The 15,022-nt window shown below is 48.3% G+C and carries 15 protein-coding genes; 8 read left to right on the forward strand and 7 right to left on the reverse strand.

What is annotated here, in order from left to right:
* Nucleotides 1-271 precede the first annotated feature (271 nt).
* The 6 genes from BQ5453_RS01435 (at nucleotide 272) to BQ5453_RS01460 (ending at nucleotide 7,352) form a co-directional block, all read left to right on the forward strand.
* Complete coding sequence (locus BQ5453_RS01435; RefSeq protein ID WP_071121847.1) at nucleotides 272-1,504, forward strand: site-specific integrase; 1,233 nt, start codon at nucleotides 272-274, stop codon at nucleotides 1,502-1,504.
* Nucleotides 1,505-1,526: 22 nt separating this feature from the next.
* Nucleotides 1,527-1,916, forward strand: a complete 390-nt coding sequence (locus BQ5453_RS01440; RefSeq protein WP_048927171.1) for a virulence RhuM family protein — start codon at nucleotides 1,527-1,529, stop codon at nucleotides 1,914-1,916.
* 200 nt (nucleotides 1,917-2,116) lie between these two features.
* The gene (locus BQ5453_RS01445; RefSeq protein ID WP_071121848.1) at nucleotides 2,117-3,358 is read left to right on the forward strand and encodes a primase-helicase family protein; all 1,242 of its coding nucleotides are present in this window, start codon (nucleotides 2,117-2,119) and stop codon (nucleotides 3,356-3,358) included.
* Nucleotides 3,359-3,632: 274 nt separating this feature from the next.
* A complete protein-coding gene (locus tag BQ5453_RS01450; RefSeq protein WP_048927169.1) occupies nucleotides 3,633-4,610 on the forward strand; it encodes a toprim domain-containing protein in 978 nt (325 codons plus the stop codon).
* Between the two features lie 216 nt (nucleotides 4,611-4,826).
* Nucleotides 4,827-6,131, forward strand: a complete 1,305-nt coding sequence (gene mobV, locus BQ5453_RS01455) for a MobV family relaxase (RefSeq protein ID WP_048927168.1) — start codon at nucleotides 4,827-4,829, stop codon at nucleotides 6,129-6,131.
* A gap of 312 nt (nucleotides 6,132-6,443) precedes the next feature.
* Nucleotides 6,444-7,352: an MUN family extended-spectrum class A beta-lactamase MUN-1 gene (locus BQ5453_RS01460; RefSeq protein ID WP_206340447.1), complete on the forward strand. Its 909-nt coding sequence runs from the start codon at nucleotides 6,444-6,446 to the stop codon at nucleotides 7,350-7,352.
* A 602-nt stretch (nucleotides 7,353-7,954) separates the two neighbouring features.
* On the opposite strand, the gene BQ5453_RS13995 is transcribed toward BQ5453_RS01460, so the two are convergent.
* The gene (locus BQ5453_RS13995) at nucleotides 7,955-8,137 is read right to left on the reverse strand and encodes a hypothetical protein (protein WP_143033251.1); all 183 of its coding nucleotides are present in this window, start codon (nucleotides 8,135-8,137) and stop codon (nucleotides 7,955-7,957) included.
* 582 nt (nucleotides 8,138-8,719) lie between these two features.
* Between BQ5453_RS13995 and BQ5453_RS01465 the strand changes: the two genes are divergently transcribed.
* Both BQ5453_RS01465 and BQ5453_RS01470 read left to right on the forward strand, forming a co-directional pair.
* Nucleotides 8,720-8,953 (forward strand): DUF4160 domain-containing protein, encoded by a 234-nt coding sequence (locus tag BQ5453_RS01465; RefSeq protein ID WP_071121849.1) that lies wholly within the window; start codon nucleotides 8,720-8,722, stop codon nucleotides 8,951-8,953.
* A 19-nt stretch (nucleotides 8,954-8,972) separates the two neighbouring features.
* A complete protein-coding gene (locus BQ5453_RS01470) occupies nucleotides 8,973-9,386 on the forward strand; it encodes a DUF2442 domain-containing protein (RefSeq protein ID WP_071121850.1) in 414 nt (137 codons plus the stop codon).
* 243 nt (nucleotides 9,387-9,629) lie between these two features.
* On the opposite strand, the gene BQ5453_RS01475 is transcribed toward BQ5453_RS01470, so the two are convergent.
* From BQ5453_RS01475 to dapB, 6 genes are all read right to left on the reverse strand, one after another.
* Complete coding sequence (locus BQ5453_RS01475) at nucleotides 9,630-10,166, reverse strand: hypothetical protein (RefSeq protein WP_143033252.1); 537 nt, start codon at nucleotides 10,164-10,166, stop codon at nucleotides 9,630-9,632.
* Nucleotides 10,167-10,352: 186 nt separating this feature from the next.
* Entirely contained in the window at nucleotides 10,353-10,898 is a 546-nt protein-coding gene (locus tag BQ5453_RS01480; RefSeq protein WP_235860005.1) for a TatD family hydrolase, read from the reverse strand.
* 1 nt (nucleotide 10,899) lies between these two features.
* Complete coding sequence (locus BQ5453_RS01485; RefSeq protein ID WP_235860006.1) at nucleotides 10,900-11,526, reverse strand: WbqC family protein; 627 nt, start codon at nucleotides 11,524-11,526, stop codon at nucleotides 10,900-10,902.
* Nucleotides 11,527-11,833: 307 nt separating this feature from the next.
* The gene (locus BQ5453_RS01490; RefSeq protein WP_071121853.1) at nucleotides 11,834-12,484 is read right to left on the reverse strand and encodes a hypothetical protein; all 651 of its coding nucleotides are present in this window, start codon (nucleotides 12,482-12,484) and stop codon (nucleotides 11,834-11,836) included.
* A gap of 30 nt (nucleotides 12,485-12,514) precedes the next feature.
* The gene (locus tag BQ5453_RS01495) at nucleotides 12,515-13,990 is read right to left on the reverse strand and encodes a S26 family signal peptidase (RefSeq protein WP_071121897.1); all 1,476 of its coding nucleotides are present in this window, start codon (nucleotides 13,988-13,990) and stop codon (nucleotides 12,515-12,517) included.
* 74 nt (nucleotides 13,991-14,064) lie between these two features.
* Entirely contained in the window at nucleotides 14,065-14,820 is a 756-nt protein-coding gene (gene dapB, locus BQ5453_RS01500) for a 4-hydroxy-tetrahydrodipicolinate reductase (RefSeq protein WP_071121854.1), read from the reverse strand.
* Between the last annotated feature and the right edge of the window lie 202 nt (nucleotides 14,821-15,022).

Consider the following 15,022-nt stretch of genomic DNA (forward strand, 5'->3'; position numbering starts at 1 on the left):
TATAAAATAAACAGATAGCTAAAAAGTAAATTTGAGAAAAGCGTAGCGATTCAACTGAAAGAGTGGTCGTTACGCTTTTGCTTTTGATGTGGAAAAGGTCGTTTGCAGACATCCAAAAGCCACACAACGCAAGAGTTCAGTTACCACATCATTACTGCCGTAATGTGTGAACTTCCAGAATAAGCATCTGTTTTTCTGCGATTTGCGTAATTTTGCGTAGCTGTTGGTAACTCACGGTAAACTAATTTTGTCACCAAAAAAGAAGTGAGTTATGCGAAGTACATTCAAGGTCTTATTCTACGTGAAGAAAGGCAGTGCAAAGCCCAACGGCAACCTGCCACTGATGTGCCGCCTTACGGTGGACGGAGAGATTAAGCAGTTCAGTTGCAAAATGGAAGTTCCACCCCATTTGTGGGATGTGAAGAACAACCGTGCTTCGGGCAAGAGTGCCGAAGCGCAGAGAATCAACCGTGCGGTTGACAAGATTCGGGGGGAGGTGAACCGCCGCTACCAAGAACTGATGCAGACAGACGGATATGTGACCGCTGCCAAACTGAAAGATGCCTATCTCGGTATCGGTATCAAGCAGGAAACCTTGCTGAAACTCTTTGAGCAGCACAATGCGGAGTTTGCAAAGAAAGTCGGACACAGCCGTGCCAAAGGAACATTCCAACGGTACATAACCGTCTGCAAGCATATTCGGGAGTTCCTGCCCCATACATACAAGCGTGAGGATATTCCCCTCAAAGAGTTAAACCTCACGTTCATCAACGACTTCGAGTATTTCCTGCGCACGGTGAAGAAATGCCGCACTAATACCATTTGGGGCTATATGATTGTGTTGAAGCACATCATTTCCATAGCGAGAAATGACGGTCGTCTGCCGTTCAATCCCTTTGCAGGGTATATCAACTCTCCCGAAAGCGTGGACAGGGGGTATATCACGAAAGAGGAGATACACACCATGATGAATACCGAGATGCCCGACAAGACCCACGAGCTTGTGAGGGACCTGTTTCTGTTTTCGGTGTTCACGGGGTTGGCATATTCCGATGTCAAGAACCTCACCACCGACAACCTGCAAACTTTCTTTGACGGTAACTTATGGATTATCACCCGAAGAAAGAAGACCAACACCGAATCGAATATCCGTCTGTTGGACGTTCCCCGAAAGATTATAGAGAAGTATAAGGGGATGGCAAAGGACAATAAGGTTTTCCCCATGCCAAGTAATACGACCTGCAACAAAAAGCTGAAAGCCATAGCCGATTTGTGCGGTATAAAGACACATTTAACATATCATGTCGCAAGACATTCGGCAGCAACTACCATACTGTTATCCAACGGAGTACCCATTGAAACCGTCAGCCGCCTGTTGGGGCATACCAACATAAAGACCACTCAAATCTACGCGAAGATAACCGCCCAAAAGATAAGTCAGGACTTGGAACTGTTGTCCGACAAGTTGGGGGATATGGAGAAAAGCATTTGCAGTGCCATTTGATAACCCATAAAGAAGAATACAGATGAAAGAGAAACGAAGCATCATCACGATGGACGGACAGGGCAACATCGCCCTGCCGACCGATACAGTCTCCATTGCCATGACCGAGTGGGAACTCTGCGAGTTGTTCGGGGTTATCGCCCCAACAATCCGAGCAGGGATAAAGGCTCTTTGTAAAAGCGGTGTTTTGAGGGAATATGAGACAAAGCATACCATCAAACTGTCGGACAAACGCAGCATGGAGGTTTACAGTCTTGAAGCCATCATCGCCCTTGCTTTCCGCATCAACACATTCGGAGCGGAACAGGTTCGCAGAGCCATACTTGAAAGACTGTACTTGCGAAAAGAAAAAACAGGCATCTTCTTTTCGCTGAACATCACTGATACGGCAAATCCGAAATACTTTGCATAGGCGTATTGCCATTCACACATACTCACGCACCCGAAGAAGCATCTGTTTTCAGCTCTGTTTCTTCGGATTTTTTGTTTTTACAGCCCCGAACAGCCCCGAAGTATTTTTTGCTGCGTTCTGCTGTGATTTGCGTATCAACTTATCCGACAGTTGATTATACTTTTGTAGCTGACATTTTTTCAAACTTAAATCATTGGAATATGGAAGCAAACAAAGTAAATGACAGCCACCGACCGCCCACAGATGGCGGCATGGCAAAGGAAGAGTTTATCCGTGTCGGCACAACGCTCTACAAGATTGTGGAGCAGCCAAGACTGAACGGAGGGTATGTAAGGAAGCGCATCGCATGGAACAACGAGACCCTGCGCCAAGACTATGGCAAGGACTACATCGGCAGCGTACCCAAGTATGACGGCTTCTGCACCGTACCCGAACACGTCAGCTATCAGCCTGTAATCGGCAAGTTCCTTACCCTCTACGAGCCGATACCCCACCAACCGCAAGAGGGTGATTTCCCCTCTGTCCGCTCATTGGTGGAACATATCTTCGGGGAGCAATACGAGTTGGGAATGGACTATCTTCAACTGCTCTACCTGCAACCCATTCAGAAGTTGCCCATCCTGCTGTTGGTGTCGGAGGAGCGCAACACAGGCAAAAGTACATTCCTCAATTTTCTGAAAGCCCTGTTTCAGAATAACGTGACATTCAACACCAACGAGGATTTCCGCAGCCAGTTCAATTCCGACTGGGCTGGGAAACTCCTTATCGTGGTGGACGAAGTATTGCTGAGCCGCCGGGAGGACAGCGAGCGGTTGAAGAACCTGAGCACGGCACTATCCTACAAGGTGGAAGCCAAAGGCAAAGACCGTGACGAAATTGCGTTCTTCGCCAAATTCGTGCTGTGTTCAAACAACGAGTACCTGCCTGTCATCATTGATGCAGGTGAAACCCGTTATTGGGTGCGCAAGATAGACCGCTTGCAGTCGGATGATACCGACTTCCTGCAAAAACTGAAAGCGGAGATACCTGCTTTTCTCCACCATTTACAGCATAGGCAGCTATCCACCGAAAAGAAAAGCCGTATGTGGTTCACGCCCTCACTACTGCATACCGAAGCCTTGCAGAAGATTATCCGCAGCAACCGCAACAGATTGGAGATAGAGATGCACGAGCTTATCCTTGACATTATGGAAAGTGTAGGCACGGACACTTTCTCTTTTGACTGCAACGATATTTTTCTTTTGTTGCGGTATTCACAGGCAAAAGTGGAGAAACATCAAGTACGCAGGGTATTGAAAGAGTGTTGGAAACTTAATCCTGCACCCAACACGCTTACCTATACCACCTATCAGTTGGACTATACCCGTGACTGTCACTATTCGCCCATGCGGAAGACAGGACGGTTCTACACCGTGACAAAATCGTTTTTGGAAACACTATGATTATTTTGATGAAATGATGAATAAGTATATAAATATATTGAAATATAGATATTTACATTCTCATCAAACATTCATCAAAAGTATCTCACTGATGAAAGGAGAAAACAGGACGGACAGACCATGCCCGACACCGTAAACGATGAATTTCTCTTTTCGTGAGTGGTTTGATGAATAAATGATGAGATGATATATAGATATAAATCAATGTGTTAAACCATATGTTCATCAAATCATCGCTTTATCAACCATCATCAAATCCGTAGGAATATACATTATGACAATACAGGAAGCAAAACAAATCAGAATAGCAGACTATCTGCAAAGTCTGGGGTACACACCCGTCAAGCGACAAGATAGCAGCCTTTGGTACAAGTCACCGCTGAGAGAGGAAGCCGAAGCCTCGTTCAAGGTAAACACCGAACTCAACCAATGGTATGACTTCGGCATCGGCAAGGGTGGCAATATCATCGCATTGGCTTCGGAACTCTACCGCTCCGACAACGTGCCGTATCTGTTGGAGTGCATCGCCAAACAGACACCGCATCTGCACACCGCCATCCATGTACCATTTTCTTTTGGTCGGCAATCCGTTTCAGAACCGATGTACCGACATCTGCAAGTTTCGGAGTTATCCTCTCCTGTACTATTATCCTATTTGCAGGAGCGAGGAATAAGCACCGAACTCGCCAAGAGGGAATGTAAGGAACTGCATTTTGAAAACAAGGGCAGACCATACTTCGCCATCGGTTTCCCGAATATGGCAGGTGGTTATGAGGTGCGCAACCGCTATTTCAAAGGTTGTGTCGCTCCAAAGGACATCACCCATATCCGACAAAGTGGAGAACAGCCGACAACCTGTTATCTTTTCGAGGGCTTCATGGATTACCTCTCGTTCCTTTCCATCCGTGTGAGGAACAATCCGCAATGCCCCCGACTGACCACGCAGGATTATATCATCTTGAACTCCGTTTCCAATCTCGCAAAGGCGGAGGGCATATTGGCTGACTATTCCCAAATCGGCTGTTTCCTTGACAACGATACGGCAGGACGGACAGCCTGTGAGCATCTGCAAGCAAGGTTCGGGGAACGCCTTTCCGACAAGTCCATACACTATAGTGAGTATAAGGACTTGAACGACTACCTGTGCGGTAAGCCCTTGTCCCAATCGGCAGAGCCGATGAAGCAGGAGAGGCAAGTCCAATCCGCAAGGCGGATGATGCAGCCACCGAAAAAGCGAGGGCTGAAGATGTAGGGAGTGAGAACGCTTGCAGCCGTGCGGATATTTACAAGCGGAAAATACCATAGCTTATTAGGGAATTTTCCGAGCCGCATTGCAAGCAACGCTGAAAATTCCCCAATAAGCCAAAGAGGTTGCACCTCTCTGGACTCTCCCAAGCCAACGGCAGAAGCCGTACAGGAGAATAATCAACCATTGTTTCACAAGCTAAAAAAGAAAGGAAAACCATATATGGGATTTGTCGTATTACATATGGAAAAGGCGCACGGTTCCGACAGCGGAACGACCGCCCACATCGAGCGTTTTATCATACCGAAGAACGCCGATCCAACTCGCACGCATCTTAACCGAAAACTCATCGACTATCCCGATGGAGTGAAAGACCGAACAGCAGCCATCCAACACCGTTTGGAAAACGCAGGGTTGACACGCAAAATCGGTAACAACCAAGTACAGGCAATCCGCATCATCGTGTCGGGAACGCATGAGGACATGGAGCGTATCGAAAAAGAAGGCAGATTGGACGAGTGGTGTGCCGACAACATGAGCTACTTTGCCTTCATGTTCGGTAAGGAGAATATTGTGGCTGCGCACCTTCATCGGGACGAGGAAACGCCACACATACACATCACCCTTGTTCCAATCGTAAAGGGGGAACGTAAGCGCAGGAAACGGGAGGAACAGACAAAGAAACGCTACCGCAAGAAGCCGACCGACACCGTAAGACTGTGTGCCGATGACATTATGACACGGCTGAAATTGAAGACCTACCAAGATACCTACGCCATTGCGATGGCAAAGTACGGATTGCAGCGTGGCATAGACGGTTCAACGGCACGGCACAAGTCCACGCAGCAGTATTATCGGGACACACAGAAACTTGTCGATAGCCTCAAAGCGGAAGTGGTAGATTTGCAGGAGCGGAAAGAAGCGGCACGGCAGGAACTCCGCCAAGCCAAGAAAGAGGTGCAGACTGAGAAACTGAAAGGCGCAGCCACGACCGCAGCGACCAACATAGCCGAGAGTGTCGGTTCTTTTTTCGGCAGCAACAAGGTCAAGACGCTGGAGAGGGAGAACAAGAATCTGCATGAGCGTGTATCAGAACTTCAAGAAGAAGCCCGACAAAGGGAACAGCAACAGGCGAAACACATACAGGAGATAACAGACGCTTACGAGCTGCGACACCGCAAATTGTCCGAGTTTACAGACTTTGTGAAACGCTACTTCCCATATGTGGAGAAGCTGATACCGACAATAAATTTCCTGCGTGAACGCTTGGGCTTCAATGACGATATTATCCGAAGATTATGCACATTCAAGGACGTTCCCATAAAAGGCAAGCTACATTCTTCCGAGTTCAACCAAGGCTTTGAAACCCAACGTGCCGTCTGCTCCATTAAAGAGGATGAAAATGGAAAGTTCGATTTCAAGATTGATGGAGTATCACATATAAGCTGGTTCAGAAAGAAGATGAACGAGTTTAGGGAAGCTATCGGAATACCGAAACCAAGACAAAACAGAGGTATGCAACTGTAAATCAAAATAAAGTCCGTGATTGTTGAATGACATATCACGGATTTTTTGTACTTTTGCACTCGGATTGAGGCAACTCTATCCAAGACATAAGAAAAAGAAGCGTTATGCTTTCTTGTAAGTCGAGAACGTAGGAAATTCAAGACACTGCACAAGGATGGCATAGTGGTTCTCACGCATATAGCGTGGGCTGCTATACTACATTCGTGCATTTAGGTTTCCTACGACCTTCGACTTAGAATGTTGCATTGGTAGTCCACGTTTCTGCATTTGAGCATCCGCTTCTTTGGGCTAAGAAGCAAAAAAGAAAACTATATGAAACAAAAAGTTCCACTATCAAAAATGAACATGACAAAAACGCTATTATCAGTTATGCTTTGTTGCTGTTGCAGCATTATGGCTTTCGGGCAGAACATGACCCAAGAAATTGAAAAGATTATCAAAGGGAAGCAAGCGTCTGTCGGGGTAGCAATTATCCATAATGACGATATAATTGCCATTGCCAACGAGGACAAATATCCCACTATGAGTGTATTCAAATTCCATATAGCAGTGACAGCTCTGAAAAAAATGGAAGCAGAGAATATTCCGCTGGACAAAATGGTGTATATCAAACAGAAAGAAATGCTGAAAAACACGTATAGCCCGTTAAGGGATAAATATCCCGACCAAGGGATTCGTATATCTTATAGGGATATAATCAAATACACAGTATCGATTAGCGACAACAACACATGCGATTGGTTAATAAGGTTTGTTGGTGGTATTGATAAAGTGGACTCCTACATAAAATCTCTTGGGATAAAGGATATGAATTTCACGGAGACAGAGGAAAGCATGCATACGGACATTATGTTATGCTACAACAATTGGAGCACACCATTAGCTATTGCGCAATTGCTCAAGAAACTTCATACAGAAAATATTTTGACAAAAGAGCATTTTGCGTTTTTAGAGACAGCCATGCTTGATTGTGTGTCTGGCAAGAACAAACTAATAGCGGGGTTGCCTACCGATATAAAATTTGGGCATAAAACGGGACGTTCTAACCGAACTGCTGATGGCATACAGATAAGCGAGGGAGATGCAGGAGTGATATATCTTCCCAACGGTGAGAAGTGCTACATTGTCGTTTTGATAAAGGATTCTCGTGAGTCTGATGATGATAACGCCAAAATAATGGCAGATATATCAAATATAGTTTATCGTCATTTGAATAAATAAAAATCCAATTGTAATGAATCAAAGTCTCTAACATATATTTGTTGGAGACTTTTTGTTAAATTTCATATCGGAAAAGTGTGCGTTTCAATAAAAAGTAATAACTTTGCAAATGAAAGAGTTATTTGACAGTATAGCACCGCAAAACGCTGAAAATAGCACAGTTGCTAACTCGTTACCACTGTTTCTCAAATACTCAGTTAAATGTTTATTCTTCAAACGGTTATATTAAACCGTTGAAAATCTAAAATAATTTTGAACACCTACTTATACTAATAAATCGCATCATTCGAGCTTCGAATTTAGTCCGCGCTGCAAAAAAGGCGCAAGCACTAATGGAGGCGACGCGTCTCGCGTCGGACTGATAGGGAATATATATCTTATCTGGCATATAGAGTAACAAACTTTGTTCTGCGCTTTAAGAGCTGTCGCCCTTGTGCCGCTTACCGCGTAGACATAAGAACATAAGCTACATAAGTAACATAAGGCTGACGCCATGGTCCCGTCAGTCCTCTTGTAAAAGAATGTGTGTGCTTTTACTGCCATCTTACACTTTTTGTGCGCAACAAGCTGAAACACAGAGGTTTCAAGAGTGTAAGATGATTTCAAAACATCTTACACACCCCCGCATACATCTTACACATCACACCCGCCGCCTCGCAGTCGGTTTTGTCGTATGCGGTGGATTTTACGGCACAGGGACGTAGAAGATTCTGTCGGAGCGACAGACTTTTCTGCTCCCCTATGCCGTGGTATTGCTCTCCCGTGCTTGTGCTGTGTTGTAGCATGTAGGTTGTGTAGGATGTGTGTAGGTGGATTTGGCAGTATCTTACACTGCGTAAAGTGTTGAAGGTCAATGAGTTGCAGCGTATTAGTGTAAGATGCAAGATACTCGACAAGTAAAGCTTTTGTAGTATTGTAAAGGTCCCGCAACCACTAAACTCAAGCACAAAACGCTACCACAAAACGCAAGCACCAAACGCAAGCACTAATGGGGGCGACGCGTCCGCATCGGGCATCAAAGCAAAGGCTCACAGACTTGAGTGTAATTAGTGATGTCTGTGAGCCTTTGTTTAGTGTATAAGCATTGCATTTTCCCCGACGCGAGACGCGTCGCCCCCATTAGAGCTTGCGTTTTGTGGTAGCGTTTGGTGTTTGAGTCCGTTCGCATGTTTTCGTTTTCCCAGACGTAAATTATGTTTCTTGTGTAGCTTATGTTCTTATGTTCGCGCGTTAGCGGATAGCTATAAGGGTGGTAACCTTCAAACCGAACCGCAAACCGCGATTACTGCATGATGACATTTATCCCACCTATATTTTGAGGATATAACTTTATTACCTAACTTTGTAACAAGAAACAACAAGAATATATGCCAACAATATTTTTCTATTTCGGCTTGAGGTTTTTTTTCTTCACCAACGAGCACAAGCCTCCACACATACATGTACGCAGTGCGGACGGAAAGGCAAAGTTCAATCTGCTTGACGGTACAATGATGGAGGAAAGCACATTGAAAGCCAAAGACCTTAAAAGAGCCAAAGAGGTAATGCAAGAAAAGCGTGAGGAGTTTCTACAAGAGTGGTACAATATTCACGGTGAATAAAAATAATGGAGGATTTGTCATGAACATCAGAAAACTTTGGTTTGCGAACAACCGCATCTATATCCAAACAACAGAGGGAGAGGAACTTTATCAGTCTCTCTATTTCTACCCGCGTCTGCTACACGCCACCCCAGAGCAACTTGCCGATTGCGAATTGTGGGACGACGGCATTCATTGGGAGGCATTGGACGAAGACGTGAGTTTTGAAAGTTTCCGCTATCCCGAAACCAAAGAACCTGCTACGGGCTTGCAGGCTGCATTCCTCACTAACCCCGAATTGAACGTGTCTGCCGTCGCACGCAGAATAGGAATAAGGCAAAGCCTGTTGGCAAGTTACATCAAAGGAACGAAAAAGCCATCAAATGAACGAAAAACACAGATACTGAATGCCATCCACTCAATAGGGCAATCTCTTATGAATGTAAATTTCTAAGCTATCGAGTAGGAGATAAACACTAATCATAGGTGTTTATCTCCTACTTTCGTGTTCACCAACTTCTCACACCACCATTAAGACATAAGCTCATACACCCAATAAAGGCTCACAGACTGCGCTAATTACGCGCCGGTCTGTGAGCCTTTGCTTTATAATGCCCGACGCGGGACGCGTCGCCCCCATTAGAGCTTGCGTTTAGTGCTTGCGTTTCTTTGCAGCGCGTTTCAGACAATTTGTTTACTATTGTTGGTCAACTTGTGTAACTATCCATCGCGAACCGGCGCCCGACATCGAATAGAATTTCAAGTCGCCACCATTGCCTCCCCACATATTGAGCGACATGCCTTGGTTCACCTTATTGGTGGTAATGCCAAAACCTGGCTTGTCACCTACTTCGGTAAAACGCGTGTCTAAATACCAGGTGGCAGCCTCATCTTGGGTCCATGATGCGGCCTCGCCATGCGAACAAGGACACAATGCGGTCAACTTGTAGGCTTCGCCAAGCGCCTTGTTATAGATGGCAAAGCCATCGGTCTCATTACCCACAAAGCAGAACAACTGGCTGTCCTGGTTCGTGTCGAGCAGGGCCGTTTTTGCCTCTTTGCTACTGGTGGCGCTCCACACATAATCGGTGTTGTCGCAGCAGCTTAAACGCAGCCACTTCTCGCCGTATGTTGTTGAGAAAATAGCGCGATTGAGCGGCAGAATTACATTAGATTGCGCCCATGTGGCCACCGATAGCAGCACGACCATGAGCAATAGAGATAATTTCTTCATGCGTTATAGTTATTAGGTTATTGTTAGGTTGTTGTCAAGTTATTGTTCTTTCACCGGGTGTTCAAGTACAGGACTTCTGCAAATATACAACAAAGTGCGTGTTAATCACAACAAAAGGGTTAACAATGTTTCAAGCGACGCGCATATCGTACAATTTGTTGTAAAAACGGAGACAGCATATCTGTGTCAATCGCTTTCGGTATGACGGCGCTGGGGAGGCGTTACCTCCCAACTGGCAGCATTGTGCAGCTGGCCAAAACTCAAGTCTATGCCAGCATCAAGCAGTTGACGTGCCAAGGCGGGCTTGCCCCTGAAGCCATGGACGGTCCATTGTGTGGTGGGGCGCAACTGTTTGTGCAGACGCAGCAAACGGTCGTAGGTGCGCACAATGTGCAGTGTGACGGGCAACTGCTGTGACTCGGCCAGAGCTATTTGTGCCACAAACAGGCGTTCCTGTTCGGCAAGTGGGGCACCGCGCAAGGCATCAAGTCCACACTCGCCCAACATAATGACCTGCGGGTGTTGCAGCAGCAGTGGCATATTGGCCAACATGTGCCTGCAACCTTCGGCGTCGGCCGTCCACCACGGGTGTATGCCCACAGCATACCATGCGCCGTTGCGCGGTGCGAAATTCGCGGGGTGGCGCACCCAATCCTCTGGCACGCTGATAATGGCGTTGTCGGCCTCAAGGTTGTGTGTGTGAAAGTCTGTGATGTCAGGCATCGGCATCATGTCATATCAAGCTTTGTTTGAGCACCATGCGGCTCTCGGGTCCCATATTAAACAGCAAATCAACAATGCTGAGATTTGGCAGAAAGCCCGTACGCTCCTTAAACACCTGATAATAAGGTTGCACTCTAAACTGCGCGTCGTGCTCAATCGGCACTTTGGGCGAAACCAAAATGCGCAGGTCGGCAGCACCGGCTGGCACCTCTGCCACATAGTCACGGCTCACTTCAACGCTTGGCGTGAGCGACAAGAGCGACAGCACAACGTTGTGGAGCGCGGCATTGAAGTCGGCTAAATACTCAAAGGGGTGTTCATAGAGCGGACGGAAATCGTCGGCATAGTATTCAAAATAAGGACTTCCCTCATACGCCGACGCCAAGGCGTTCCAGTGTAAATGGCGCCAGTCGCCATGGTCTGACAGGCGTACCTTGCCCATAGGGGTATGCCCCACCCCATCGCGCACTACGGGCAGGGTGAGCGGTTGCGCTCCCGAGGGGGTGGCTATGTAACAACGGTTGCGGTAGGTCTGCTTTACATAATGTTCGCCAAGGTCTACCAACGCATGGTCGGCGGCATAAAGGTGGGCGTAATATTGTATAGGAGCGAGATAGGCTGATGAGAGAATTATCACGACAGTATAATGTTTAATGGAAAGAGAGGGGGGCGTACAGCCTCGGGGCTTCCGCTTGTGCAGCAGTTTTATATAACGCGGGGCGAGGCTGTTGAAAATTAACGCGGGGCGAGGCTGCAGAAAATTAGCCCGACGCGAGACGCGTCGCCCCCATTAGAGATAGCGTTTGGTGGTAGCATTTTGTGCTTGAAGATACGCAAACACTAATGGGGGCGACGCGTCTCGCGTCGGTTTTTTTTCAGCAGCCTCGGGACGCGTCGCCCCCCCATTAGTGTTTGCGGCTTCTGTCCCCCCCAAAAAGGCACATTCAAGGTTTGTAGTAAACCACCTTGCCCACCAAAGCATCGTGTGGCACAAGTATGAACGAGTCGGGACACGTCTCCACCCAATAATAGTCGCGCATCAAGCGCACCTTAGTCAGCGGTTGTCCGCCAAGCAGCAAGTGGCCCAAGGTGTCAACTTCCACGCTGGTGCAGTGCTCATACTGGCGCATGATGTAAGCCAACAGACGGGCATTGTAGGGTGTGACACGCACACTATGGTTTTGGCCGGGTATCACAATGGGTTGTGCGTCAGGCGAAGTGCGTCCGGGTATCACGATACGCCTTACGGGGTCAATCCAAACCGTTTGGCCGGGCAATGCACGACACACGCCCGCCATGGTCATTGGGGTGTGATGCCCATCGTCGACGGTAAACACGAGCGGATCGCCCTCGGCGGGCACGCGGTAGCCCCAACGGTGGTAGCCCCACAAGCCCTCGCCCGGTACACGCAGTCCATAGTAGGTAAGGCTCACCAACGCGTGTTGGCCGCCAACCATACGCGCATGACCTAACAAGCAAAAACGCACTACGAGTAACAACAAAGCCAGCACGACATAGGGCCTCAACCACACCCACCCCTTGCGCAGGGTTGAGGCGGTACGTATGGCAGTATGTCGTGCTGATGGTGCTTTCATGTACTATATTTACTAACCAGATAAAGGCTATTACTTAATGTCCCACACGCGCTTGAAGATGCGGTTCCAGCGCACATGGCCGTCAAACCAGCCGTAGTCGGGATCGAGCGAGAGCCATACAAAGAGCGGCTTGCCCACAATGTGATCCTCGGGCACGAAGCCCCAAAAACGTGAGTCGGCAGAGTTGTCGCGGTTGTCGCCCATCATCCAGTAGTAGTCGAGCTTGAAGGTGTAATCGTTTGCCACCTTGCCATTGATGTAGATTTTGCCACCACGCACCTGCAGGTCGTTACCCTCGTACACGCGGATAGGACGCTCGTAAATGGGCAGATTCTGCAGGGTAAGGTGCAGTTTGGCACCCTTTTTCGGTATCCACAGCGGTCCATAATTAGCCGTTGTCCAGTTCTTCTGCATATTCTGCGGATAGAGCCAGTCGGCCGTTGGGGCAGCGGGCTTGATGCTGCTCACCAGTTCGGGGTGGCGGGCCAGTTCGTTTTTCACCGCATTAGTCAGGGGCATCCACACCGTCTGCCCGTTGCGCATGGTGTACAGATCCTCGTCGGTGATGCCAAGCTCCTTCTTCAGTTCGACAGGCATATCTTGCTTGAAAGTCACCTCATAGGCAAATTGCACATTGGCGGGCTGCGGGTTGGGCTTGCCGTCAAGGTAAATCACATTATTGCGAATTTGCAACGTCTGTCCAGGCAATCCCACACAGCGCTTTACATAGTTCTCGCGGCGGTCGGTCGGACGCGCCACAATCTGGCCAAACTGTTCGGGTTGGCTGCGCATGTAGGCGGTTCCGGCAGCATAGAGGCGATGGTAGAAGGCTTGTTGCTCGTCGTAACTCATGCCCTGGCGCATGGTACTTGTAGCCAGCGTGGGCTGTGCATCGGGTGTGGCAGCAGGCTGTCCCAGCATTTGGTCGCCTATTTGGTAGGCCAGGCGGTAGTAGTCCTGGTTCTGCTGGTTGAGGGCCACGGTGTCGCCAGCAGGATAATTGAACACCACGATGTCGTTGAGCTGCACGTGACCAAGTCCCTCAACACGACGGTAGTCCCAATGCGGGTGATCGAGATAGCTCTTACAGTTGAATATGGGCAATGTGTGCTGCGTGAGCGGCATGTAAAGCGGTGTTTGCGGAATGCGCGGCCCGTACGACAACTTTGACACTAACAGATAGTCGCCAGTGAGCAAAGTCTTTTCGAGTGACGACGAGGGAATGACAAAGTTCTGGAAGAAGAATTGGTTGAGGAAGTAGATGGCCACGAGTGCAAACACAATGGCGTCTACCCAACTCATAACGAAGCGTGTGACGGGACCTACCTCGGGCTCGCGCCACCAACCCCAATTTATCTTACGTGATATGTAGAGGTCGTATATAAGGGGCAACACGATGAGCCCCCACCACGAACCTACCCAATAGAGGAAGGCCAGATACAGCGCAGTGGTTATGCCGAACATCACCCACGAGGGCTTTTTGTCCTTGCGCCCGGCTTTGTTCATTACGGTAGTGTCTTGTGCAGAACGATTGTCTGCACCGTCATCTTTGGTATATTGCATACTGAATTAGCGTGTGGTTAGAACTTGAACAAATCGTCGGTAGTGAGCAGTCCCTCGTGTGTGGCCGTAAATTCGGCTGCCAGCACGGCACCAAGGGCAAAGCCGCTGCGGTTGTGTGCCGAATGGGTTATCTGTATCATGTCGGCAGGCGAGTCGTAAGTCAGGGTGTGTATGCCCGGCACCTCGCCCTCGCGTATGGCATCGATGCGAAGCAGATTTTCAGGCTGATCCTTGCTGCCCGTGATGGTGCCATCGGCATTGTGCACCTCGCCCTTCACCCAATCGTCCTTGCGGTCAAGCTCGGCACACACCTGCTCTGCCAGCGTGATGGCGGTGCCGCTTGGGGCGTCGAGCTTGTGAATGTGGTGTGTCTCTACCTCGCTCACGTCGTAAGTGGGGTAAGCATTCATGATACGGGCCAAATATTTGTTGACAGCAGAGAAGATGGCTACGCCCAACGAAAAGTTTGAGGCCCAAAACAGGGTGTGGCCCTCTTCGGTACAAGCCTTGCGCACATCGGCCTCATGGTCTTTAAGCCAGCCTGTGCTGCCGCTCACCACCTTCACGCCCTGCTTCCAGGCACGCAGATAATTGCCATAGGCTGCGGTAGGATTGGTAAACTCTATGGCCACATCGGCGCTGCGGAATGCGTCGCTCTCTATGTCGTCCATATTGTTTATGTCGATGATGCACACTATTTCGTGTCCGCGCTGACGCGCTATATTTTCTATCATGTGGCCCATTTTGCCGTAGCCAATCAATGCAATTTTCATTTCGTTTTGTGTTTGTCGTTTTTATTTTAAGGCAAAAATAATGTTTTATTGTGGCACTCACAAGTTTAGCTTTATTTATTTGACTTTTCCTCCCCTCCTTGTGCGGCTTTGCGGCATATCATTTACGCCCCGCACTTTTTGCATCAAACGTGCGCCCCACCCGCTTCTGTGCCACCGCAGCGGCTCCATACGGCAACTGCTG

This window comes from Prevotellamassilia timonensis, from assembly GCF_900106785.1.
GTDB classification, from domain to species: Bacteria; Bacteroidota; Bacteroidia; order Bacteroidales; family Bacteroidaceae; genus Alloprevotella; species Alloprevotella timonensis.